Origin of the sequence: Streptomyces sp. LUP47B, assembly GCF_001746295.1 — a bacterium.
Lineage (GTDB): Bacteria > Actinomycetota > Actinomycetes > Streptomycetales > Streptomycetaceae > Streptomyces.
In genome coordinates this window covers 170408-193096 of sequence record NZ_MJAH01000002.1, presented here as the reverse complement: position 1 = coordinate 193096, position 22689 = coordinate 170408, and the positions used below count along the sequence as shown (strand labels likewise).

Below are 22689 nucleotides of genomic sequence, written 5' to 3'. Positions count from 1 at the left end.
AGTCTACGGGGAGGTTCTGACACCTACGGGACGAGGCTGACGAGTGGAACGTGCGGGTCCGCCAGTGCCTCCGTGTCCACCTGAGCCCTGGATCGGATCAGTCCCTGAATCGGCTCCGTGACGTCCCACACGTTGACGTTCATCCCGGCCAGCACACGGCCCTGCTTCAGCCAGAAGGCGATGAACTCCCGCTTCCCGGCGTCTCCCCGGATCACCACTTCGTCGTACGAGCCCGGGGGCGCCCAGCCGCTGTACTCCATTCCCAGGTCGTACTGGTCGGAGAAGAAGTAGGGCACCCGGTCGTACGTCACCTGGCGGCCCAGCATCGCTCGCGCCGCCGCCGGGCCGCCGTTGAGCGCGTTGGCCCAGTGCTCGACGCGCAGCCGGTTGCCGAAGAGGGCGTGGTGGAAGGAGGCCACGTCGCCCGCCGCGTAGATGTCCGGGTCGGACGTGCGCAGTTGTTCGTCCACGGCGACGCCGCCGCCGTGCGCCCGGTCCGCCAGTTCGAGCCCGGCCGCCTCCGCGAGACCCACGCGCGGGGCCGCGCCGACCGCCGCGAGGACGTCGTGCGCGGGATGCTCCTCGCCGTCGTCGGTACGGGCCGCGAGGACCATGCCGTCCTGCCCCACGATCTCCGTCAGTCTGGCCCCGAAGTGGAAGCGGACACCACGCTCGCGGTGCAGCTCGGCGAAGAGGTTGCCGAGCTCGGGGCCGAGGACCGAGTGCAGCGGGGTCGACAGGGGCTCGACGACGGTGACCTCGGCGCCGTACTCCCGGGCCGCAGCCGCGACCTCCAGGCCGATCCAGCCGGCGCCGGCGATCACGATGTGGCCGTTGTCCCTGCCCAGGGTGGCCAGGACGCCCTTGAGGCGCTCGGCGTGGGCGAGGCGGCGCAGGTGATGGACGCCCGCGAGGTCGGTCCCCGGAATGTCCAGGCGGCGCGGCTCCGCGCCCGTCGCCAGCAGCAGCTTGTCGTAGCGGACGACGGTGCCGTCCTCACCGAAGCGGACCGTCTTCGCCGCGCGGTTGATGGCGTCCACGGTCTCGCCGAGGTGCAGCTCGATGTCGTTCTGCGCGTACCAGGCGGGTTCGTGGACGAACACGCTGTCGCGCTCCTCCTTGCCGAGGAGGTAGCCCTTGGAGAGCGGCGGGCGCTCGTACGGGTGGTCGCGTTCGTCGCAGATCAGTATCACGCGGCCGGTGAAGCCCTCCGTGCGGAGCGTCTCGGCCGCCTTCGCGCCGGCAAGACCTCCTCCGACGATGACAAATGTCTGATCCGCGTCGACCACTTGATGCCTCCTACGGGGGGTCTGGGGGGCGTCCCCCCAGAAAACACTGCGGGTGCCGCCACATGGGAGCGTCCCGCACGGAGTGTGATGGGGGAAGAGGGAGTGGCCCGATCAGGCCACGGAGGGTCACATTCGGTCTCGATTCAAGTCACTCCAGTCCCCTCCACACAACTTGTGTCCCGCAAGCATCACAGGTGACCCGTGAGACGGGCGTGAAGCGAACGGGCTGACGCGTCGGTGAGGGACGCGATCTGGTCGACGATCACCCGCTTGCGCGCACGGTCGTCGGGCGCGTCGTCGAACAGCGCGCGGAACTGGGGGTCGAGGCCGTCCGGGGCGCGGACGGTGAGCACGTCGGCGAGTTCGGCGACGACGATCCGCTGATCGGCCCGCAGCCGCTCCTGCTCGGCGCGCTGCATGACGTACCGGTCGGCGACGGACTTGAGGACCGCGCACTCCAGGCGGGTCTCGTGCGGTACGACGAGTTCGGCGTCGTATCTCGTGAGTCTCCCGGTGCCGTACCGCTCGCGCGTGGCGGCCTCCGCGGACAGGCAGAAGCGGCCGATGAGCTGGCTGGTGGCGTCCTTGAGGCGGGCCTGCGCGACGGCCGAGCCGTCGTAGCCGTGCGGCCACCACGGCTGGTCCTGGAGGCGGTCGAGCGCTTCCGCGAGTTCCGCCGGGTCGGTGTCCGCGGGGACGTACCTGCCGAGGGCCACCTCGAAGACGGCCCGGCGTTCCGGTTCGGCGTGCAGGTAGTTGGGGTCGATGTGGCCCGCGTGCAGGCCGTCCTCGACGTCGTGGACCGAGTAGGCCACGTCGTCGGCCCAGTCCATCACCTGGGCCTCGAAGGTGGTGCGGGTGCCCGGGGCGTCCTTGCGGATCCAGTCGAAGACGGGGCGGTCGTCCTCGTAGACGCCGAATTTTCGGGACGGGTGCGCTCCGCGAGGCCAGGGGTACTTGGTGGCGGCGTCGAGGGTGGCTCGGGTGAGGTTCAGTCCGACCGATCCCTCGTCGGTGAAGCGTTTGGGCTCGATGCGGGTCAGGAGTCTCAGGGACTGGGCGTTGCCCTCGAAGCCGCCGCAGTCGTCGGCGAACTCGTTCAGCGCCTGTTCGCCGTTGTGACCGAAGGGAGGGTGGCCGAGGTCGTGGGCCAGACAGGCGGCCTCGACCAGGTCCGGGTCACAGCCGAGGGCCGCGCCGAGCTCACGGCCGACCTGGGCGCATTCCAGGGAGTGGGTGAGCCGGGTGCGGGGGCTGGCGTCCCAGGCGTGGATGGGGGTCCCCGCGCTCGAACGCGATGGGGAGTGAGGGAGGGTTCCCGGTGTGACGACCTGGGTCTTGCCGGCGAGCCTTCTGAGCGCGGCGGAGTGGAGGATGCGGGCGCGGTCGCGCTGGAAGGCGGTGCGGCCGGGGCGCTTGTCGGGTTCCGGTGCCCAGCGTTCGGTTGACTGCAGGTCGTACGGCATGACTCGACAGTACGGGCAGGGGCTGACAATTCACCTGTACGTCTGCCGGGTGGCGGTTATACGGCGAGTGCGGGCAGTTGGTGGCTGGTCGCGGCCCTTCGGCGGGTGGCCTGGTCGTAGCGGTGCAGGATCAGGTCCGCCATCGCGGGGTGGGTGCCCAGGGGGGCCGAGGCGATCCACGGGGCCTTCTGTGCGCACTGGGTCGCGAACAGACCCGGCGCCGTGAAGTACGACGCCACTGCCACCCTGTCGCGCCCTCGTGCCGCCAGTGCGCGGATCGCCGTGTCGACCGTCGGGGTCGCCGCGGAGGCGTAGGCCGGTACCACCGGGACGCCCAGGCGGTCCGACAGGAGGTGAGCCGTGCGGCGGGTGTCCACCGCCGAGTCGGGGTCGCGGGAGCCCGCCGCCGCGAGGACCACCGCGCCGGTCCGGCGAGTCTCCTCGTCCGTGCCCCAGCCCGCCTCGATCAGACGGGCGTGCAGGGTCTCCACGAGCAGCGGGTGCGGTCCCAGCGGGGCGGCCACACGGGTGCGTGCCGCGGAGGCCGCCGCCATCTCCGGGATGTCGCGCTTCACGTGGTAGCCGCGGCTGAGCAACAGCGGGACCAGGACCGCCTCCGCCGTACCCAGGGAGGCCAGCGTGTCCGGCAGCAGGGGTTCGTTCAGCTCGATGTGCCCCAGGTGGACCGGCAGGTCGGGGCGCTGCTCGCGGACCTGGTCCAGGAGCCTGTGGACCGTGTTCAGGGTGCGCGGGTCGCGGCTGCCGTGGGCCACCAGGACGAGCGCGGGCGGCTCGGGGCGGCGCCTGTCGTCGAGGGAGACGAGGCCGGGCTGGCTGCTGATCCGGTTCATGGAACGATGGTGACGGCCTGAGGTTGCCACCCCGTTTCACGGCAATAACGCGTCCTTTCCGACGGTTCACCATCCGGGGCGCGCGGGTGTGAGGCTGCGTGACCTGCGCATTCTCGTCCGGCAGTGAGGCCGGTCACGCACCGGCGGGCGAACCGACCGGCCTGACGGCACGTCTCTCGTTGTCGAGAGGCCGACCGGGGAGGGACCGTCCATGCGACTGCCGAGGGTGCGCAGACCGCGTCTGCCACGCACGCGTGCCGGGCGGCGCAGGCTCGTGCAGGCCGTGATGGCGGGGTGTGTGCTCGCGCTGCTGCCGTCGACCTGGATGTACGTCGTGACGGGTGACCGGCTGCGGACGACGGCCGACGTGCCGCGCACCGAGGTGGCCGTCGTCTTCGGTGCCGGGCTGTGGGACGGCGAGCCGTCGCCGTATCTCGCCCACCGGCTCGACGCGGCGGCGAAGCTGTACCGGGAGAACCGGATCGAGGTCGTCCTCGTCACCGGCGACAACAGCCGCGAGGACTACGACGAGCCCGACGCCATGCGCGCGTACCTGACACGGCACGGCGTCCCGGACACGCGGATCGTCAGCGACTACGCCGGTTTCGACACCTGGGACTCCTGCGTCCGCGCCAGGAAGATCTTCGGCGTCCACAAGGCGGTGCTCATCAGCCAGGGCTTCCACATCCGGCGCGCGGTCGCGCTGTGCCAGGCGGCGGGTGTCACGTCGTACGGCATCGGTGTCGACGCCAAGCATGACGCCACCTGGTACTACGGCGGCACCAGGGAGCTCTTCGCGGCGGGCAAGGCGGCTGCCGACGTGGTGTTCCGGCCGGATCCGCGGTTCCTGGGGCCGAAGGAGCCGGGTGTCACGGACGCGCTGGCCTCGGCCCGCCGTTGAGGTGACCTGGGGGCGGGGCGCCGCGCCCCGCCCCCAGGCGCGCTTCACCGCCCGGTGAAGCGCGGGGCGCGTTTCTCCAGGAACGCGGTCATGCCCTCCTTCTGGTCGGCCGTCGCGAACAGGGCGTGGAAGACCCGGCGTTCGAAGCGGATGCCGTCGCGCAGGCCGGTCTCCAGGGCCTGGTGCACGCACTCACGGGCCGCCCTGACCGCCGTACGCCCGTACGAGGCGATGGTCGCGGCCGCCTCCAGGGCCTCCGGGAGGACCCGGTCGTCCGGTACGACCCGGGAGACGAGACCGCAGCGTCCCGCCTCCCGCGCGTCCATCGTGCGGCCGGTGAGGACCAGGTCCATCGCCTTCGCGTGGCCGACCAGGCGGGTCAGGCGCTGGGTGCCGCCGATGCCCGGGATCACGCCCAGCTTGATCTCCGGCTGTCCGAAGACGGCCGACTCCCCCGCGATGACGAGGTCGCACATCATCGCCAGTTCGCAGCCTCCGCCCAGCGCATGGCCGTTGACGGCGGCGATCTTCGGGGTGCGCAGGTCCGCGAACTCCTCCCACGCGGCGAAGTAGTCCTCGGCCGCCATGTCCACGGCCGACTTACCGGCCATTTCCCTGATGTCGGCTCCCGCCGCGAAGACGCGTTCCGAGCCGGTGACGACGTAGCAGCCGACCTCGGGGTCCGCGTCCAACGGGCGCAGGACGTCGAGGAGTTCGGACAGCAACTCGGAGCTGAGCGCGTTGCGGACGTGCGGGCGGTGCAGACGTACGGTCACGACCCCGCCGTGCCGTTCGAGCTTCAGGTTGTTCATCGACGTCCCCTTCTAGGAGTCCCAGATCGCGCCGTACGCCGGAATCCCCCGCCGCTCCAGGCCGTGCACCACCTGCCAGGTCAGCCTCTTGTTGGAGATGCAGATGACCGCCTCGGCGCCGAAGTCCCGGTAGGCCTCGTACGCGAGGCGCACCATGTCGGGCTTGCCGCGCCGTGAGGTGTCCCAGACCAGGGCGTGCGGCTGGACGGCGAGGATCTCGTCGACGAGGGCGTCGCCGTAGGTGGCGCGGGGGTCGCGGGTCGCCCAGACCAGTCGGGAGGGGACCTCGGCGGCGAGGAGGTGGGGCAGGCAGGGGCCGATGCCGCTGCCGGTCGCCACGTAGACCACCTTCGTGAACAGGGTCTCGATGTTGGCGACTCCGGCCGTGGTGATGCCCTTCACCCAGACCTTCGCCGGCAGGTCGTCGATGAAGGCGCCCGTCCAGTCGCCGGCCCGGGAGATGGTGAGCCGGAAGCCGGGCTCGCCGGGTGCGGGGACGTTGGCGAAGGAGTGCCACTCCCTCAGCGGGCTGCGGCTGATCGCGGTGGAGGAGCCCGCGAAGGGGGTCTCGCCGTGGTCGAAGCGGGCCAGCACGACGTGAGAGGAGGGCCGTTCGAGGCGTACGGCCACCTTGCGCAGCCGTAGCCAGGGCAGCGCCACGCTGAAGGTGACCAGCGCGAGCACCGCCAGTGACGCCGGTCCCGCGGACGACAGCAGGGTGTGCGTCCAGAACAGGGCGAGGGCCGTCCAGCCGCCGATGCGGTGGATCTTCTCGAAGTGGTCATGGTGGCGGGAGCGGAACGGGGGCAGGGCGGTGGCGATGATGAGCGCGAGGAGGGCCAGCAGGGTCCAGCCGACCGCCATCAGGGGGCCGTTGGGTGTCGTGACCGTCAGCGCCAGGAACCAGGCCGTCCCGGCCAGTGCTCCGCCGACGTGCAGTCCGCCGAAGTGGTAGACCTTTCCGAGCGTCCAGCGGATCTTCAGCGGCCAGGTCGGCGGGGGCCAGGTGGCCAGCCGGAAGAGGAGGTTGACGACGTACTGCTGGCGGACGATCACGGCGAGGGCGAGGTTGGCGAGCGCCGCGTGGCCGAGGGTCCGCGTCGACAGGGGCCAAGCCGCCCACACAAAGGCCAGGTTGGCCGCGATCACCAGTGCGGCCAGCCGGTTGTAGTGCATCAGCCGCGGGTGCTTCAGGAGCCGCCTCGCCGCGGAGGTGAGGGGCGGGAGGTCGGTCGTCTCGCGCACGGGTGCGGTCGTCATCGGGCCACCGCCAAGCGCTCGTCGGCCATCCGCAGCAGGGCCTGCTTGTCGATCTTGCCGCGGTCGGTCTCCGGCAGGTGTGTCAGGGCCATGACACGCTCGGGCACGCAGTAATACGGCAACGCCTCCGCCACCGCCCGCCTCGCCGCGTCGGGGTCCACGTCCGCCGGACTGACGAACGACACCAGGGTCCGCGCATCGCGCTTCAGGGTCACCGCGCGGGCGCAGCCCTCGACCGATTCCAGGACCGAGGAGACGGAGTCGAGTTCGACCCGGAAGCCGCGGACCTTGACCTGGTCGTCGGTACGGCCGAGGTGTTCGAGCTCGCCGTCGGGGGTCCAGCGGCCGAGGTCGCGGGTGCGGAACATACGGTGGTCGCCGCCGAGGAAGGGGTCGGGGGCATAGCGCTCGGCGTTCAGCGCGGGGTTGTCCAGGTAGCCCGCCGAGACCCCGTCACCGCCCGCCCACATCTCGCCGACCGCCCCGATGGGCAGCGGGCGACGGTCGGCGTCCAGGACGTAGACCGTGTTGTTGGGGGTGGGGCGGCCGATGGTCAGCAGGGGGGCCGCCGGGTCATGGCGGCTCATCGTGTTGACGATGGTCGTCTCGGTCGGTCCGCAGCAGTTGTGGAAGGCGGCCTGGCGGGCCCAGCGGTCGGCGAGGGGGCGCGGGCAGGGCTCTCCGGCGACGGCCACCGTGCGGACGCGCGGGCAGACGGCCGGGTCGATGCCGGACAGGACGGTCGGGGTGGCGATCAGCACGTCGGCCGTACGGGCCGTCGCGGTGATGTCCCGGCCGCGGATGACGAGGGTGCCGCCGTGGGTGAGGCAGCCGAGGATCTCCCAGGCCGCCATGTCGAAGGCCACGTTGAGCAGGTGGGCCACGCGGTCGCCGGGGCGGATGCCGAGACCGCCGGGTTCGGTGAGGAGGAGGCCCGCGACGTTGCGGTGGGTGACCTTCACGCCGTTGGGGCTTCCGGTGGTGCCGGAGGTGAACAGGACGTAGCAGCCGTCGTCGGGACGCACGGTCGGCGGGGGCGCGCTCGCCGGCTCGTACGGCAGCGGTTCGTCGAGGGTGATCACGTGGGGGCCCCGCGGGACGCGGGCCGCGTGCTCGGCGAGGGTCAGGACGATCCGGGTGCGGGCGGTGCGGATCACGTGGGCGAGCTGGGCCGGGGGCGCGAGGCCGATGTCCTGGGGGACGTAGGCGGCGCCCGCCTTCAGGATGCCGAGCAGGCCGACGAGCATCGGGATGGAGCGGCGTACGAAGAGTCCGACGTGGTCGCCGGGCCGTACGCCCTCGCGGATCAGACGGGTGGCGAGAGCGTCGGCGTACCGGTCGAGCTCGCCGTAGGTGATCGTCGCGCCGGCGTGCTCGGCGGCCACGGCGCGCGGGGTGGCCGCCGCACGGCGTTCGACGGCGCGGTGGACGAGCGGGTCGGGGACGGGGACGGCGGGGCCGTGGCCGTAGACCCGGAAGAGGTACCGGTCGCGGGGGGCTAAATGGCGCAGAGGCATGCTGGGGGAACCTCCTGGCTGGCTTCTCGCATGACGGTTTGCCTGGCGCCAAGCTGGATCCGCGCTCGACTGTAGCCGCGGTTTTTCAATGCTCAACAATGCGTGCTCGGCCAAACACGCAACGGAATGCGCCACATGTGGCGTCTTTCACATCGCAGGCAACCTCCGCACCGCCCTGCGACGACTCTCAGGTGGGCGCGTATGCGCCTCACGGCTCCCGGGCGCCGATCGGGAGGTCGCCGTCTTGGCCGCGTAACACGGAGCCGTCATCGGCGTAACACGGCCGAAGCACGCTGAAGGACATGCCGAACTCCGCGACGCCCACGCACTGCCCGTACTGCGCCCTGCAGTGCGGCATGAACCTGACCCCCGCTCCGGACGGGACCGTCGAGGTGAGCGAGCGCGCGGACTTCCCGGTGAACCGGGGGGCGCTGTGCGGCAAGGGCCGTACGGCACCCGCGGTGCTCTCGTCCCGGGTGCGCCTGACCTCCCCGTTGGTGCGCTCCGGTGGCACGCTCGTGCCCGCCACGTGGGACGAGGCCCTGGACCGGATCGCCGAGGCGCTGTCCCGCACGCGATCGGAGCATGGCCCGGACGCGTGCGGGGTCTTCGGCGGGGGCGGCCTGACGAACGAGAAGGCGTACACGCTGGGCAAGTTCGCGCGGGTCGTCCTCGGTACCTCGCAGATCGACTACAACGGGCGTTTCTGCATGTCGTCCGCGGCGGCCGGCGGTATGAAGGCCTTCGGCCTGGACCGGGGGCTGCCCTTCCCGCTTGAGGACATCCCGAAGTCGGGCTGTGTGATCCTCGTCGGCTCGAACCTCGCCGAGACCATGCCGCCGTCCTTGCGGTTCTTCACCGAACTGAGGGAGAACGGCGGCACGCTGATCGTGATCGACCCGCGCCGCACCAAGACCGCCGAACAGGCCGACCTGCATCTGATGCCCCGGCCGGGGACGGACCTCGCGCTGGCGCTCGGTCTGCTGCACCTGGTCGTCGCCGAGGGGCTGGTCGACGAGGAGTACGTCCGTGAGCGCACGGCCGGCTGGGAGGACGCGCGGGCCGCCGCGATGGCCCACTGGCCGGAGTACGTGGAGCGGATCACCGGCGTTTCGGTGCCCCAGCTCCGGGAGACCGTACGGCTGTTCTGCGAGCCCGAGTCCGCGATGGTGCTCACCGCGCGCGGGCCCGAGCAGCAGTCCAAGGGCACCGACACCGTGAGCGCGTGGATCAACCTGTGCCTGGCGACCGGGCGGGCCGGGCGGCCGTTCAGCGGCTACGGCTGTCTGACCGGCCAGGGCAACGGTCAGGGCGGGCGCGAACACGGTCAGAAGGCCGACCAGTTGCCCGGCTACCGCAAGCTGGACGACCCGGCGGCACGGGCCCACGTCGCCGAGGTGTGGGGCGTGGACCCCGACTCGCTCCCCGGACCGGGGCGCAGCGCCTACGAGTTGCTCGACGCGCTCGGCACGGACATCAGGTCGCTGCTGCTGATGGGCTCCAACCCGGTGGTGTCGGCGCCGCACGCCGCGCACGTCGAGGAGCGCATCAAGTCCCTTGACTTCCTTGCCGTGTGCGACGTGGTCCTCTCGGAGACCGCCGCCCTCGCGGACGTGGTCCTGCCGGTCACGCAGTGGGCCGAGGAGACGGGCACGACGACCAACCTGGAGGGGCGGGTGCTGCTGCGCCGGCAGGCGATCACGCCGCCGGACGGCATCCGCAGCGACCTGGAGGTCATGCACGAACTCGCCGACCGCCTCGGGGTGGAGAAGGGCTTCCCGACCGACCCCGAGGAGGTCTTCGAGGAGCTGCGCCGGGCGAGCGCGGGCGGCCCTGCCGACTACTCCGGGATCACCTACCGGCGGCTGGCCGAGGAGAACGGGGTGTTCTGGCCGTGTCCGACGGAGGACACGGTGGTGCACCCGGGTACCCCGCGTCTCTTCCTGGACCGCTTCGCCACCCCGGACGGCCGGGCCCGCTTCGTGCCCGTCTCGCACCGGGCGATCGCGGAGGAGCCCGACGAGGAATACCCGGTGCTGCTGACGACCGGCCGGGTCGTGGCGCAGTACCAGTCCGGGGCGCAGACCCGCCGGGTGGACGAGCTGAACGCCGCCGCGCCGGGACCGTTCGTGGAGCTGCACCCGCGGCTCGCGGAGCGGCTGGGGGCGGCCGAGGGCGACCCGGTCGCCGTGGTCTCGCGGCGCGGGCGGGCCGTGGCACCGGCCCGCATCACGCTCGGCATCCGCCCGGACACCGTCTTCATGCCCTTCCACTGGTACGGCGAGGGCCGCGCCAACACCCTCACCAACCCGGCGCTGGACCCGACGTCACGGATGCCGGAGTTCAAGGCGTGCGCGGTGCGGGTGGAGACGGTGGAGCGGTAGCTCGCCCGAGCCGCCAGTCGCCGCTCTCGATGAGCTTGCCGCGGGTGCGCAGCCGGGCGGCGACGGGGTCAGCCGCCACATAGACCCAGGCCTGCACGGACGTGCTGTCGGCCGTGCGGATCACCTGGCGGGTGACCCGTTCGTACAGGTTGCGCGGGTCTCCCGGGGTGTACTCCTCCAACTCGTCGAGGGTGACGAGCAGTTCGGCGTAGGCGTCGGCCCGCGGGGTGACCAGTTCCCCCATGACCTCTCCCCCGGTCGCCTCGACGGCGTACGGATAGCCGGGGCCGTCGTAGAGCAGCGCGCCGGTGAGCCGGCCCGGCTCCTCGGAGCGGATACGGCCGCGCAGGAAGAGGTCGTGGTTGGCCTCGCCGGGGCGGAGGGTGCCGTAGACGAAGAACGGGAGTCTCGCAGGGGTCACAGAAACGATTCTCTCCCCTCACAAACCTGCACGTGACGCGGTATGGACACGGCTTGTCATGACCTCTTAAATCTTGGTCAACGTCCGCGCCACCCCCCCCACGCGCCCCATTGGCGTCTTTCAGAGGAGACCGATGAGTCGGATACGGCCGTACGTCCGAGGTGCTCGTTCCCGCCGTCTCGCCACCGCCGGAGTCGCCGCCACCGCCGCCACCCTGCTGGCCGCGGCCCTCTCCCCCGCCGCCGGTGCGGCCGACCGGCCGACCAGGGCCACCGCGCTCGAGAACGCCGCCTCCGTCCTGGCCGACCGGGCCTCGACGCTGGGCCTCACCTCCGCCCAGGACACGAAGGTCCGTGACGTGATCGTCGACGCCGACGGCACCCAGCACGTCCGCTACGACCGCACCTACCACCAACTGCCTGTACTGGGCGGCGACTTCGTGGTCCACCTGGCGCCGAACGGGGCGTACAAGAGCTCCTCGCGCGCCACGAGGAGCGCGATATCCCTCGCTGGCGTCACCCCGGTGCTATCCGCCCCGAAGGCGGCCGACCTCGCGGCGAACGCCCTCAAGGCGGCCAACCTCGGCGAGACGCTGAGGAAGCTGACCGCCAAGCCGCAGCTGGTCGTCGACGCCCTGCACGGGGCGCCGAAGCTGGCCTGGCAGACCGACGCGGCGGCACAGGACTCGCTCGGCAACCCGGTGGCGCGGACGGTGCTGACGGACGCGCGGACGGGCGCGCAGATCGACGCGTGGGACAGCATCGAGCAGGCGGCCGGCGACGGCAAGTCGCTGTACAGCGGGACGGTTTCGCTGCAGACGACGCAGTCGGGGTCGACGTACCAGCTGAAGGACGCGACCCGTGGGAACACCTACACCGGCGACGCGGCCAACAAGACCGACCTGTGCTTCCTGACCATCTGCATCAGCCGCGCGCCGTCGACCGTGTTCACCGACGCCGACAACCACTGGGGCACGGGGGCGGGTTCGGACCGTTCCACCGCCGCGGTGGACGCGCAGTACGGTACCGACGTCACGTGGGACTACTACAAGAACGTCCACGGCAGGAACGGCATCGGCGGGGACGGCAAGGGCTCCTACAACCGGGTCCACTACGGCACGAACTACAACAACGCCTTCTGGGACGACAGTTGCTTCTGCATGACGTACGGCGACGGTGACGGGACGCAGCTCGGTCCGCTGGTGTCGCTGGACGTGGCGGGCCACGAGATGTCCCACGGCGTGACCTCGAAGACGGCGGCGCTGACGTACTCGGGCGAGTCCGGCGGGCTCAACGAGGCGACCTCCGACATCTTCGGCACGCTGGTGGAGTTCTACGCGGGCAACTCCTCGGACACCGGCGACTATCTGATCGGCGAGAAGATCGTCCGCTCCGGCTTCGGCCGCGACGCCCTGCGCTACATGGACAAGCCCTCCAAGGACGGCAGCTCCGCCGACTCCTGGAGCAGTTCGGTCGGCAACCTCGACGTCCACTACTCCTCCGGCGTCGCGAACCACTTCGCGTATCTGCTGGCGGAGGGCAGCGGCGCCAAGACGATCAACGGCGTCAGCTACAACTCCCCCACCTCCAACGGTTCCACGGTCACCGGCATCGGCCGCGACAAGCTGGGCGCCATCTGGTACCGGGCGCTGACGGTCTACATGACGTCGTCGACGAACTACGCGGGAGCGCGGACCGCCACACTGAACGCGGCGAAGGACCTGTACGGCGCGGGCAGTACGGAGTACAACGCGGTGGCGGCGGCGTGGAGCGCGGTGAACGTGAACTGAGGGCCCATGAGTGCGACACGGCCGCTCCGGGATCCGGGGCGGCCGTACCCATAGGAGGAGGTGGGTAGTTGGGCGAGGACGACCCGCACATCCATGTCGAGGTGAAGGTGGTCCGTGGCGAGGCCGCCGTCCGCAATATGCTCGCGGCCACGTTCGGCCTGGCCGGGGACCTGCCGAGCGTCGTCGCCACCGGGTGCGGACTGCGGGTGCCGTACGCCATGACCTCGCCGCGACCGGACCACGTGACGTGCCTGCCCTGCCGGGAGCACGCCCGCTCGGAGCATTTGCGCTTCGCCGACGAGATCGAGCGTCTCGGCCGGCTGCCGGGCTCGTCCGTCACCCCCGCCGAGGCCCAGCAGGTCGCGGCGCGGCATCGGGCGCTCGCGGAGAGGTTCTCCGGCCTGGAGGGCTGACGAAAACTGTTCGGCGCGGAGAGCCGTCCGGTGTGCCGGACGGCGGCCGAGGCCGACGACGACGCCCGGGAACGGGGCGCGGGTGGGCCCTGCACTTCGGGGCGGGCGCGGTGCACTACTGCCGGGACGGGAAGAAGCCCATGCTCGCGGCGGTAGGAATGCGGGCCGTATCGGAAGTGCTCGCCGCGGTCCGGACCAGGTCCGTCCGGGTCCTGGCCTCCGGACCGGGCCGACGTCTTGGGGGCACGGGCCCGGCACGCGCCCGGGCGACCGGCTAGGACCGGCAGGAACCGGCGGAGACGGCGACGGCGGCGACGACGACGGAGACGCCATCGGAGCGCCCCTCCAGATCGGAAAGCCCTTCGTGGGCCCTAGCCGAAGTCCGGAAGCGTGAGCGTGCCGTCCTCCGCCAGGGGGAAGCCCGGGTTGTACGCCAGCTCCCAGGCGTGGCCGTCCGGGTCCGTGAAGGCGCTGGAGTAGAAGCCGATCTCGTTCACCGCGGCCGGTTTGGTGATGGTGCCGCCCGCCTCCGCCACCTTCGCGAGGAGGGCGTCGACTTCTGTCTCCGAGCGGACGTTGTGGGCGAGGGCGATACCGCCGAAGCCGTACGCCGGGCCCGGTTCGAGGCCGCAGTCCGCCGCCAGTTTCTCCCGGCTCCACAGGACCAGGCCCAGCCCTCCGGCCTGGAAGAAGACGGTCTCCGCGACCTCCTGGCCCCGCCAGCCCAGAGCCTCGTAGAAGGCCTTGGAGCGGGCCAGGTCCGAGACGCCCAGGGTGATCAGGGTGATGCGCTGTTCCATGCCCATCGCCTCACCGTAGCGCCGACACGGGAGCCCGGCCCACATCCCCGACCGCCCGCCCGCTCACCCTCCGTACGGACGGGCGGCCCGCCCCTCCCTCAGCACCCGCCCCCACCAGACCAGCTGGTCCAGCATCGTCTTCGCCGCGGCGTCCGGACCCGACGGATCCTTCGGGCGACCGTCGGCGAAGGAGCCCCCGGCGTTGTGGAAGCTCACCGTGTCCCTGACCGTCACCGCGTGGAGTTCCGCGAAGACCTGGCGGAGGTGTTCCACCGCTCGCAGGCCGCCCGAGATGCCGCCGTACGAGACGAGGGCCACCGGCTTGGCCTGCCATTCCGTGAAGTGCCAGTCGATCAGGTTCTTCAGGCCGGCCGGGTAGGAGTGGTTGTACTCGGGCGTGAGGACCACGAAGGCGTCCGCCGACGCGAGTTTCGGGGTCACCGAGGCGAGGGCGGCGGTCGCCTCGGGGCTCGGTGCCATGGTCATGGGCAGGTCGGTCCCGGCCACGTCCACGATCTCGGGGACCAGGTCGTCGCGGTCGCGGAGGCGGTCGAGGAGCCAGTCGGCGACGACGGGGCCGAAGCGGCCGTGGCGGTTGCTGCCGATGACCAGGGCGACATGAAGAGGAGCGGTGTCTGTCTGCATGCGGACCAGCCTGATACCTCGACCAAAGTTGAGGTCAAGCGCGGATCGCGGACGAGGGGTCACCCGTTCACACGCGCGCCCCGCACTCTTCGGTACGTCTTCGCCGGCCTGCTCGCAGTACGGCGATGACCTGCTGAAACTCCACCCGAACCGACGCGGGGCGCAGGGAACTGACACCCATTCACCACATTTCTGACGAACTCTCAGGAAGCGGGCTCGGCCCACTGCCACTTACCTCGAAGGCACAGGGATCCACTCGAGAGCTCGAAGGAGCAACATGCGCCCCACCGCCCGGCTGCTGACCGGCAGCGCGCTCGTCGTCGCCGCGGGTCTCGTCTGTGCGCCCGCGTACGCCGGGAACTCGGACGGTCTCGAGGTGTTCCCGTCGTCCGCGGTGCCGGGCGGCCAGGTCACGGTGAACACGGCCGCGTGCGGGGACGGCGGTACCGCGCAGGGGGACGCCGGCGCGGTGGGCGCGGACTCCTTCACGCTGGCGCCCAGCACGCACGAGGGTGACGCGATCGGACAGTTCCGAGTGCCGCCGAGCGCGCAGCCGGGGACGTACGAGATCGCCGCGACCTGTGCGCGGGGCGGCCGGCGGGTGACCGGTGACCTGGTGGTCACGCTGACCTCGCAAGGTCAGCCGGTGCGTCCCAGAGGAAGTGTGAAGACGGGGGTCGGTGGCGCTCTTGGCCCCGATCCCGTGCAGACCGCGGCCGGTGTGGCGGCTCTCGCCGTCGCCGCCGCGGGCGGTACCTGGCTCCTGCATCGCCGGGCGAGAGGCGACGGGATCTGACGGACACCCTCCGCTGTCCGTCCGCCGGTACCGCATGTCCCCTCCCCCTCCGTGTCCGACGCCCCTCGCGGCCCGGAGGGGGACGGGCAGGCCGTAGAGGAGGTCTTGTGCGCAACCGAAGCTTCGGCAACGGCGTCATAGCGGGCGTCACCGTGGTGGCCCTGTGCACCGGCGCGTGGCTGCTGCGCAGCGGCGCCGAGACGCACGCCCCGCCGCAGCCGTCCGCCGCTCAGGCGCACTCCCGCACAGGGGGCACCGCCGGCCGAGCCGGGGTACCCGCGCTGCCGCCGTCCCCACCGGACCGCGTGCGCATCCCCGCGATCGGCGTGGACGCGCCGCTGATGGGCCTCGCCCTCACCCGGAGCGGCAGTCTCGACGTCCCGCCGGCCGGCCGGAAGAACCTCGCCGGCTGGTACGAGGCCGGCACCACCCCGGGCGAGACGGGCACCGCGATTCTCGCCGGGCACGTCGACAACGCCGAAGGACCCGCCGTCTTCTACGACCTCGGCGCCCTCCGGAAGGGCAGTGCGATCGAGGTGGACCGGCGCGACGGAAGCGTCGCGGTGTTCACGGTGGACGCCGTCGAGGTGTACGACGCGAAGAACTTCCCGGACGAGAAGGTGTACGGGGCCGCGAACAGGCCCGAGCTGCGGGTGATCACCTGCGGCGGGGGCTACTCACGCTCGACCGGATACCGGGGGAACGTGGTGGTGTTCGCGCACCTCACCGGGAACCGCTGACGACGGCCTCGGCGATGGTGCGCGCGCAGTCCAGGGCCTCGGTATGGGTGGTGTCGACCTCGATGTCGTAGACCACGCCCTGGTGGACGAGTTCCGCCTGCTTCTCGGCCATCCCCCGCGACCGGTCGCCCCGGACGATCTCCCGCCCGGCGGCCACCTGCGCGTCGCACCGGACGCCGACCCACAGCACGTCCAGTCCGTCCAGCGCCTTCCGCCACCGTTCCTGCGAGTGCGCGCCGCCCAGGAACACGTCGTCGACGATCACCCGGGCGCCCGCCCAGGCCGTCGCGACGACTCCGGCCCGCCAGGCCGCCTCCAGCCGCGTGAACTCCTCGCCCACGCTCACTCCGCCGTCCGCCGCGAACTCGATGCCCGTGCCGGAGGACTGGAGCGAGGCGGGCATCGACTCGACGAACCCGTCGATCCCGAAGGCCAGCCACGGCTCCGGCAGAACCGCCTGCAGACAGCGCACGATCCCGGACTTGCCGGAGCTGGAACCGCCGTTGAGCACGATCACCTGAGTCGTCACGGCGTTACGTTAGCGTCGGGCGAGCGCTTGTTCGTACGCAATAAACGCCGAGGAAGGCGCAGGCGACCGGGGGCCGTGCGGCACAGGGCACCCGTGGACGCCCCGGACCGCCTGATCGCGGCGGCGGAACGTGCGTCCCGTCACACCGCGGCGGAGCGGGGGCGCTGTCGAGGAGGCTGACGGAGACCGGGTCGTAGACCACGCCGGACGTCCTCACCGGCACCGACGCCCGCACCGCGGCCCTCCTCACAGTGCGCACCAGCCGTCAGCGCCGAACCCTCACATCCGGTCCCGGCACCTGTTGAGGGCAGCGTTCCCCGCGGGAAACAGACGTGATGCGGTCGGGTAACACCCGCAACGCACGCTCCTGAACATGACCTCGAATACGCGTGTGGTGGTGATCGGCGCCGGGCTCGCGGGCGTCCGGCTCGCCCGGCGGCTCGGAGAGCTCGGCACGCCCGTGACGCTCGTCGGCGAGGAGGAGCACCCCCCGTACAACCGGGTGCTCCTCGCCGAGGTGCTGGCGGGACGGTACACCCCGGACGTGATCGCGCTTCCGGCACCGGCCGCGCTGACCCGTGCCCGGGTCCTGGGCATCGACCGCGAGGCGCGGACCGTCGAGTGCGCGGACGGTTCGAAGATCGCATACGACCGGCTGGTTCTGGCCACCGGCTCGAACCCGGTACTGCCGCCGCTGCGCGGTCTGTTCACCCCCGACCACGAACTGCCGGAGGGCGTCCACGCCTTCCGCACCATGGACGACTGCCTGGGTCTGTCCAAGGCGGTCCGGCCGGGAGTGAAGGCGGTCGTGATCGGCGGCGGGCTCCTCGGGGTCTCGGCGGCCCGCGCGCTCGCCCAGCGTGGCGCCCAGGTCATGCTGGCCCAGCAGTCCGAGCGGCTGATGGAGCGCCAGCTCGACCCGAGCGCGTCCAAGCTGGTCCGGCGTCACCTTGTGGACCTCGGTGTCGAGGTCCACACCGATCTGCGCGTCCGTGACGTGCGCTGTGTCGGTGGCGCGGTCCGCTCGGTCGAGATGGCCGACGGATACGCGCTCGACGCCGAGATCGTGGTCCTGGCCTGCGGGGTCCATCCCCGTGTCGGCCTGGCGCAGACCGCGGGCCTTCAGGTCCGCAAGGGAGTCGTCGTCGACGACGAACTGCGTACGTCCGACCCGTACATCCACGCCATCGGCGACTGCGCCCAGCACGACGGCAACGTCTACGGCCTCGCCACCCCGGCCCTCGAACAGGCCGATGTGCTCGCCGAGTTGCTGGCGGGCCGGGCGAACGCCCGCTACACCGGCACCCGTTCGCTGACCAGGCTCACGCTCCCCGGGCAGAGCGCCTTCGACCTGGCGGCGTTCGGCGAGACCGAGGCGCTCCCGGGCGACGACGTCGTCCAGCTCGCGGACGCCACCCGCGGCACCTACCGCAAGGTCGTCGTCCGCGACGACCGCCTGGTCGGCGGGGTCCTCGTCGGCGAACTCGGCACCGTCGGCGCGCTCGCCCGCGCCTGGGAGGGAGCAGAGCCGCTCCCCTCCGCCGGCGGCCCGCTGCTCCACCTGCTCACCAACGATGGAGGCTCCTGATGACCGCCACCCCGGAGGCCACGGAGGCCACCCCCACGATCGTGCTCGTCGGCCACGGCATGGTCGGGCAGCGCTTCCTCGAAGCCCTCGCCGAGCGCGGCATGACCGCCACCCACCGCGTGGTCGTGCTGTGCGAGGAGCCGCGTCCCGCGTACGACCGGGTCGCGCTCACCTCGTACTTCTCGGGCAAGACACCCGAGGACCTCTCCATGACGGACATGGAGTTCATCGAGACGCACGGCATCGAGCTGTACGTCGGCGACCCGGCCGTCGCCGTCGACCGGGAGGCGAAGAAGGTCACCGCGAGGTCCGGGCAGGTCTTCGATTACGAGACCCTCGTCCTCGCCACCGGCTCCTATCCGTTCGTGCCGCCGGTCCCCAACAAGGACGCCCAGGGCTGTTTCGTCTACCGCACGATCGAGGACCTCCTCGCCATCGAGGAGTACGCGAAGACCCGCACCACCGGTGCCGTGGTCGGCGGCGGTCTGCTCGGTCTGGAGGCGGCCGGCGCGCTGAAGGGTCTCGGACTGACCTCCCACATCGTGGAGTTCGCGCCGCGGCTGATGCCGGTGCAGGTCGACGAGGGCGGTGGCGCGGCGCTGCTGCGCACCATCGAGGAGATGGGCCTGAGCGTGCACACCGGGGTGGGCACGCAGGAGATCGTGGTCGACGCCGAGGGTGCCGTCACCGGTATGAAGCTCTCCGACGGCAGTGAACTCGCCACCGATCTGGTGGTGTTCAGCGCCGGTGTCCGCCCGCGTGACCAGCTGGCCCGCGACTGCGGTCTGACGGTCGGCGAGCGCGGCGGGATCACGGTCGACGAGCAGTGCCGTACGGTCTCCGACCCGCATGTCTTCGCGATCGGCGAGTGCGCGCTGGCCTCCGACGGCCGGGTGTACGGCCTGGTGGCCCCCGGTTACGAGCAGGCCGAGACGGCCGCGGCGACCATCGCCTCCGACGAGGCCGCCTTCCTGGGCGCCGACCTGTCCACCAAGCTGAAGCTGCTGGGCGTGGACGTCGCCTCCTTCGGTGACGCGCACGGCGCGACCGCGGACTGCCTCGACGTCGTCTACTCCGACTCGCGTGCGGGTCTGTACAAGAAACTCGTCATCGGCCGCGACGGCACGCTGCTCGGCGGCATCCTGGTCGGCGACGCGGAGGCGTACGGCACGCTGAAGGCGTTCACCGGTTCGGTCCCGCCGGTCAAGCCCGAGTCGCTGGTGCTGCCCGCCGGCGCCGGGGAGTCCGTCCAGCTCGGCCCGACCGCGCTGCCGGACGACGCGATCATCTGCTCCTGCAACAACGTCCGCAAGGGCACGATCCGCGCCGCGGTCACCGACCACCAGTGCACGACCGTGCCCGAGGTGAAGAAGTGCACCAAGGCCGGTACGACGTGCGGCAGTTGCGTCAAGGTGCTGGGCCAGCTGGTCACCGCGGAGCTGGAGGCGTCCGGCGTCGAGGTCGACAAGGGCCTGTGCGGCTGCTTCTCGCAGACCCGCGAGGAGCTCTACGAGATCGTCCTCGCCCTGCGCATCAACACCTACCAGGACCTGCTGGACCGCTACGGCCGGGACGGCGCCAAGGGCGGCGACGGCTGCGAGATCTGCAAGCCGGCGGTCGGCTCGATCATCGCCTCCCTCGCCCCGACCATCGGCGCGAGCAACTACGTCCTGGACGGCGAGCAGGCCTCCCTCCAGGACTCCAACGACCACTTCCTGGCCAACATCCAGAAGAACGGCTCCTACTCGGTCGTCCCGCGCATCCCCGGCGGTGAAATCACCCCGGAGGGCCTCATCGTGATCGGCGAGATCGCCCGCGACTTCGGTCTCTACACGAAGATCACCGGTGGTCAGCGGATCGACATGTTCGGCGCCCGCGTCGAGCAACTCCCGCTGATCTGGACCCGGTTGGTGGACGCCGGCTTCGAGTCCGGCCACGCCTACGGCAAGTCCCTGCGCACGGTGAAGTCCTGCGTCGGCCAGACCTGGTGCCGCTACGGCGTCCAGGACTCGGTCCGCATGGCGATCGACCTGGAGCTGCGCTACCGGGGCCTGAGGTCGCCGCACAAGCTCAAGTCGGCGGTGTCGGGCTGTGCCCGCGAGTGCGCGGAGGCCCAGTCGAAGGACTTCGGCGTGATCGCCACGGCGAGCGGCTGGAACCTCTACGTCGGCGGCAACGGCGGCGCGACCCCCCGCCACGCGGACCTGCTGGCCCAGGACCTCTCGGACGCCGAACTGATCAAGCTGATCGACCGGTTCCTGATGTTCTACATCCGCACCGCGGACCGTCTGGAGCGCACCTCGACCTGGCTGGAGCGCATCCCCGGCGGCCTGGACCACGTCCGTGACGTGGTCGTGGAGGACTCCCTCGGCATCTGCGAGGAGCTGGAGTCCCTGATGACGGCCCACGTGGCGCACTACGCCGACGAGTGGGCGACCACCATCAACGACCCCGAGAAGCTCGCCCGGTTCGTGTCCTTCGTGAACGCCCCCGACACCCCCGACCCGGTCGTCGGATTCGTCCCCGAGCGCGAGCAGATCAAGCCCGACCTGCCGCTGCTGACCATCGGCCACCGTCCCCTGGAAGGAAGCGCCCAGCGATGACCCTGGCACCCGAGACCACCGACCTGAAGGTCGAACTCCGGCTGAACGACGACTGGTTCGCGATCTGTGAGCTGGCCCGGCTGCTCCCCGGCCGGGGCGTGGCGGCCCTGCTGCCCGACGGCCGTCAGGCCGCCCTGTTCCGCGACCGCGCCGGCAACCTGTACGCCGTCGACAACCGCGACCCCTTCGGCGGCGCGGCGGTCCTCTCCCGCGGCCTGACCGGCACCCACCAGGGACGGCCGTTCGTGGCCTCGCCCCTGCTGAAGCAGCGCTTCGACCTGGAGACCGGGCAGTGCCTGGACGACGAGTCGGTACGGATCACGACGTACGCGGTGCGGGCGGCGTAGGAACCTTTCTTGACCGACCGTTCTCGATAAGCCTAGGCTGCGATACGTGGCCAGGACCAAGGAGTTCGATCCCGAGGCCGCGCTGCAGGCAGCTCTGGAGCTGTTCTGGCGGCGCGGCTACGAGGCGACGTCGATGTCCGACCTCGTGGAGCACCTCGGTATCGGGCGGGCCAGCATCTACTCCACCTTCGGCAGCAAGCACGAGCTGTATCTGAGGGCGCTGGACCGCTACGACCGGGCGGGGCTCCCGCCGATCGTGCGGGAGCTGTCCCAGCCGGGGCCCGCACTGCCCGCCGTGCGGGCGGTCGTACGGCGATACGCCACGGAGGCCGCCGACGAGCAACTGCGCCGGAACGGCTGCATGGTCACCAACGCGGCGGCCGAACTGGCCCCGCACGACCCGGCGGCCGCGCGGCACGTCGAGCGCAACTGGGACCAGTTGGAGACCGTGCTGCACTCGGCGCTGGTCCGTGCGCAGGCGCAGGGCGAACTCCCGGCGGACCGGGACCCGTTGACCCTCGCCAGGATGCTGCTGGTGCTGCTCCAGGGACTGCGTGTCGTCGGCAAGGCCTCGGCGGACCCGGCCCGGGTGCGGGACGCGGCGGAACAGGCATTGGCGCTGCTCGACTGAACCCTTTTTCAGGGCGGGCGGCGCCCCTTTTTTTACCGCCATACTGAACCGATCGGTCAAGAATCAGGGGAGATCATGACGCGCTTCATCGACAGGACCGCTCTCGTCACCGGCGCGGGCTCGGGAATCGGCCGAGCCATCGCCCTGGCGTTCGCCGCGGCGGGTGCACAGGTGGTCGTCGCCGGACGCGGGCGGGAGCCGCTGGCGGAAACGGTCCGACTGATCGAGGAGGCGGGCGGCAAGGCACTCATGGTGACGGGGGACGTCGCACGGGACACCGAGATCCGGGCCGTCGTGCACGCCGCGGTGGACCGCTTCGGCTCGCTCGACGTGGCCGTCAACAACGCGGGGGTGTTCCGGGGCGGACAGCCCTTGGCCGAACTGTCGTCGGCGGACTGGCAGGAGCAGCTCGACATCAACCTCACCGGGATGTTCCTGGCGCTCCGGGCCGAGATCCGCCAGATGCGCTCGCAGCCCTCCGGCGGCGCGATCGTGAACATCGCCTCCACGTTCGGCGCCCACACCCGCGCCCCCGGCGCCGCCGCGTACGCCGCCACCAAGGCGGCCGTCTCCGCCCTCACCCGGGGCGCGGCCCTGGACCACATCCACGACGGCGTCCGCATCAACGCGGTCAGCCCCGGCCCGGTGGACACCCCGATGTCCCTGCGCCCCGGCGAGACGGAGGCGGACCGCGCCGAGCGTGTGAAGGCCGCCCTCCCCCTGGGCCGTGTCTCGACCACGTCCGAGATCGCCGCCGCCGTCCTGTACCTGGCCTCGGACGACGCCTCGTCGGTGGTGGGCACCGACCTGGTGGTGGACAGCGGCGCGACGGCCTGAGAATCCACCGGCGAGAACCGGCAGGAGAAAAATCCGCTGGAGGGCGCGGATCCCCCGTGCTTGCATGGCG

General features: G+C 71.4%; 21 protein-coding genes. 11 read left to right on the top strand and 10 right to left on the bottom strand.

The genetic code is table 11. The annotated features are described in order from the left end of the window. Nucleotides 1-23 precede the first annotated feature (23 nt). From BFN33_RS07465 to BFN33_RS07455, 3 genes are all read right to left on the bottom strand, one after another. Nucleotides 24-1289 (bottom strand): NAD(P)/FAD-dependent oxidoreductase, encoded by a 1266-nt coding sequence (locus BFN33_RS07465; RefSeq protein WP_069759117.1) that lies wholly within the window; start codon nt 1287-1289, stop codon nt 24-26. A 188-nt stretch (nt 1290-1477) separates the two neighbouring features. After that, nucleotides 1478-2755 carry a deoxyguanosinetriphosphate triphosphohydrolase gene (locus BFN33_RS07460; RefSeq protein ID WP_069759116.1) on the bottom strand — a complete coding sequence of 426 codons (1278 nt, stop codon included), beginning with the start codon at nt 2753-2755 and terminating at the stop codon, nt 1478-1480. A gap of 56 nt (nt 2756-2811) precedes the next feature. Continuing rightward, nucleotides 2812-3606, bottom strand: a complete 795-nt coding sequence (locus BFN33_RS07455; protein ID WP_069759115.1) for a sirohydrochlorin chelatase — start codon at nt 3604-3606, stop codon at nt 2812-2814. 211 nt (nt 3607-3817) lie between these two features. On the opposite strand from BFN33_RS07455, the gene BFN33_RS07450 reads away from it, so the two are divergent. Further along, complete coding sequence (locus tag BFN33_RS07450; protein WP_069759114.1) at nt 3818-4507, top strand: vancomycin high temperature exclusion protein; 690 nt, start codon at nt 3818-3820, stop codon at nt 4505-4507. Nucleotides 4508-4551: 44 nt separating this feature from the next. On the opposite strand, the gene BFN33_RS07445 is transcribed toward BFN33_RS07450, so the two are convergent. Genes BFN33_RS07445 through BFN33_RS07435 form a run of 3 tightly spaced genes read right to left on the bottom strand, consistent with a single transcriptional unit; the run spans nt 4552 to nt 8096 of the window. Beyond that, nucleotides 4552-5319 (bottom strand): enoyl-CoA hydratase-related protein, encoded by a 768-nt coding sequence (locus BFN33_RS07445; protein WP_069759113.1) that lies wholly within the window; start codon nt 5317-5319, stop codon nt 4552-4554. Between the two features lie 12 nt (nt 5320-5331). After that, complete coding sequence (locus BFN33_RS07440) at nt 5332-6579, bottom strand: hypothetical protein (RefSeq protein WP_069759112.1); 1248 nt, start codon at nt 6577-6579, stop codon at nt 5332-5334. After that, the gene (locus BFN33_RS07435; RefSeq protein WP_069759111.1) at nt 6576-8096 is read right to left on the bottom strand and encodes an amino acid adenylation domain-containing protein; all 1521 of its coding nucleotides are present in this window, start codon (nt 8094-8096) and stop codon (nt 6576-6578) included. Before BFN33_RS07435 ends, BFN33_RS07440 begins: the two co-directional genes overlap by 4 nt. 302 nt (nt 8097-8398) lie before the next feature. Here BFN33_RS07435 and BFN33_RS07430 point away from each other — a divergent pair, with 302 nt between their 5' ends. Continuing rightward, nucleotides 8399-10480, top strand: coding sequence for a molybdopterin oxidoreductase family protein (locus tag BFN33_RS07430; RefSeq protein ID WP_069759110.1), 2082 nt, complete (start codon nt 8399-8401; stop codon nt 10478-10480). Here the strand turns inward: BFN33_RS07430 and BFN33_RS07425 are convergent. Next, the gene (locus BFN33_RS07425) at nt 10440-10901 is read right to left on the bottom strand and encodes a gamma-glutamylcyclotransferase family protein (RefSeq protein WP_176742335.1); all 462 of its coding nucleotides are present in this window, start codon (nt 10899-10901) and stop codon (nt 10440-10442) included. The two genes, BFN33_RS07430 and BFN33_RS07425, sit on opposite strands and share 41 nt — an antisense overlap. A 133-nt stretch (nt 10902-11034) precedes the next feature. On the opposite strand from BFN33_RS07425, the gene BFN33_RS07420 reads away from it, so the two are divergent. Together BFN33_RS07420 and BFN33_RS07415 are read left to right on the top strand one after the other, a co-directional pair. Further along, nucleotides 11035-12690: a M4 family metallopeptidase gene (locus tag BFN33_RS07420; protein ID WP_069759108.1), complete on the top strand. Its 1656-nt coding sequence runs from the start codon at nt 11035-11037 to the stop codon at nt 12688-12690. A gap of 68 nt (nt 12691-12758) precedes the next feature. After that, nucleotides 12759-13103, top strand: coding sequence for a hypothetical protein (locus tag BFN33_RS07415; RefSeq protein WP_069759107.1), 345 nt, complete (start codon nt 12759-12761; stop codon nt 13101-13103). 371 nt (nt 13104-13474) lie between these two features. Here the strand turns inward: BFN33_RS07415 and BFN33_RS07410 are convergent, their stop codons facing one another. After that, nucleotides 13475-13903 carry a VOC family protein gene (locus BFN33_RS07410; protein ID WP_069759632.1) on the bottom strand — a complete coding sequence of 143 codons (429 nt, stop codon included), beginning with the start codon at nt 13901-13903 and terminating at the stop codon, nt 13475-13477. Nucleotides 13904-13966: 63 nt separating this feature from the next. Next, a complete protein-coding gene (locus BFN33_RS07405) occupies nt 13967-14548 on the bottom strand; it encodes an NADPH-dependent FMN reductase (RefSeq protein ID WP_069759106.1) in 582 nt (193 codons plus the stop codon). A gap of 277 nt (nt 14549-14825) precedes the next feature. Between BFN33_RS07405 and BFN33_RS07400 the strand changes: the two genes are divergently transcribed. Then, nucleotides 14826-15344, top strand: coding sequence for a hypothetical protein (locus BFN33_RS07400; protein WP_069759105.1), 519 nt, complete (start codon nt 14826-14828; stop codon nt 15342-15344). A gap of 107 nt (nt 15345-15451) precedes the next feature. Beyond that, nucleotides 15452-16084: a class F sortase gene (locus BFN33_RS07395; protein WP_069759104.1), complete on the top strand. Its 633-nt coding sequence runs from the start codon at nt 15452-15454 to the stop codon at nt 16082-16084. Here BFN33_RS07395 and cpt read toward each other — a convergent pair. Next, nucleotides 16068-16613 carry a chloramphenicol phosphotransferase CPT gene (gene cpt / locus BFN33_RS07390; protein WP_069759103.1) on the bottom strand — a complete coding sequence of 182 codons (546 nt, stop codon included), beginning with the start codon at nt 16611-16613 and terminating at the stop codon, nt 16068-16070. The two genes, BFN33_RS07395 and cpt, sit on opposite strands and share 17 nt — an antisense overlap. 373 nt (nt 16614-16986) lie before the next feature. Between cpt and BFN33_RS07385 the strand changes: the two genes are divergently transcribed. From BFN33_RS07385 to BFN33_RS07365, 5 genes are all read left to right on the top strand, one after another. Further along, nucleotides 16987-18201, top strand: coding sequence for an NAD(P)/FAD-dependent oxidoreductase (locus BFN33_RS07385; protein ID WP_069759102.1), 1215 nt, complete (start codon nt 16987-16989; stop codon nt 18199-18201). Continuing rightward, entirely contained in the window at nt 18201-20804 is a 2604-nt protein-coding gene (nirB, locus tag BFN33_RS07380; protein ID WP_069759101.1) for a nitrite reductase large subunit NirB, read from the top strand. The genes BFN33_RS07385 and nirB overlap by 1 nt, the downstream gene beginning before the upstream one ends. After that, nucleotides 20801-21151 carry a nitrite reductase small subunit NirD gene (gene nirD / locus BFN33_RS07375; RefSeq protein ID WP_069759100.1) on the top strand — a complete coding sequence of 117 codons (351 nt, stop codon included), beginning with the start codon at nt 20801-20803 and terminating at the stop codon, nt 21149-21151. Before nirB ends, nirD begins: the two co-directional genes overlap by 4 nt. Nucleotides 21152-21197: 46 nt before the next feature. Then, nucleotides 21198-21782, top strand: coding sequence for a TetR/AcrR family transcriptional regulator (locus BFN33_RS07370; protein WP_069759099.1), 585 nt, complete (start codon nt 21198-21200; stop codon nt 21780-21782). A gap of 75 nt (nt 21783-21857) precedes the next feature. Further along, nucleotides 21858-22619 carry an SDR family NAD(P)-dependent oxidoreductase gene (locus tag BFN33_RS07365; RefSeq protein WP_069759098.1) on the top strand — a complete coding sequence of 254 codons (762 nt, stop codon included), beginning with the start codon at nt 21858-21860 and terminating at the stop codon, nt 22617-22619. The last annotated feature ends 70 nt before the right edge of the window (nt 22620-22689 follow it).

Bases quoted from the DNA above. Each gene is read 5' to 3' on its own strand.
- nirD (WP_069759100.1), top strand. From the start codon at position 20,801: ATGACCCTGGCACCCGAGACCACCGACCTGAAGGTCGAACTCCGGCTG.
- BFN33_RS07385 (WP_069759102.1), top strand. From the start codon at position 16,987: ATGACCTCGAATACGCGTGTGGTGGTGATCGGCGCCGGGCTCGCGGGC.
- BFN33_RS07400 (WP_069759105.1), top strand. From the start codon at position 14,826: ATGCGCCCCACCGCCCGGCTGCTGACCGGCAGCGCGCTCGTCGTCGCC.
- BFN33_RS07410 (WP_069759632.1), bottom strand. From the start codon at position 13,903: ATGGAACAGCGCATCACCCTGATCACCCTGGGCGTCTCGGACCTGGCC.
- nirB (WP_069759101.1), top strand. From the start codon at position 18,201: ATGACCGCCACCCCGGAGGCCACGGAGGCCACCCCCACGATCGTGCTC.
- BFN33_RS07430 (WP_069759110.1), top strand. From the start codon at position 8,399: ATGCCGAACTCCGCGACGCCCACGCACTGCCCGTACTGCGCCCTGCAG.
- BFN33_RS07445 (WP_069759113.1), bottom strand. From the start codon at position 5,319: ATGAACAACCTGAAGCTCGAACGGCACGGCGGGGTCGTGACCGTACGT.
- BFN33_RS07420 (WP_069759108.1), top strand. From the start codon at position 11,035: ATGAGTCGGATACGGCCGTACGTCCGAGGTGCTCGTTCCCGCCGTCTC.
- BFN33_RS07365 (WP_069759098.1), top strand. From the start codon at position 21,858: ATGACGCGCTTCATCGACAGGACCGCTCTCGTCACCGGCGCGGGCTCG.
- BFN33_RS07405 (WP_069759106.1), bottom strand. From the start codon at position 14,548: ATGCAGACAGACACCGCTCCTCTTCATGTCGCCCTGGTCATCGGCAGC.
- BFN33_RS07455 (WP_069759115.1), bottom strand. From the start codon at position 3,606: ATGAACCGGATCAGCAGCCAGCCCGGCCTCGTCTCCCTCGACGACAGG.
- BFN33_RS07435 (WP_069759111.1), bottom strand. From the start codon at position 8,096: ATGCCTCTGCGCCATTTAGCCCCCCGCGACCGGTACCTCTTCCGGGTC.
- BFN33_RS07450 (WP_069759114.1), top strand. From the start codon at position 3,818: ATGCGACTGCCGAGGGTGCGCAGACCGCGTCTGCCACGCACGCGTGCC.
- BFN33_RS07440 (WP_069759112.1), bottom strand. From the start codon at position 6,579: ATGACGACCGCACCCGTGCGCGAGACGACCGACCTCCCGCCCCTCACC.
- BFN33_RS07460 (WP_069759116.1), bottom strand. From the start codon at position 2,755: ATGCCGTACGACCTGCAGTCAACCGAACGCTGGGCACCGGAACCCGAC.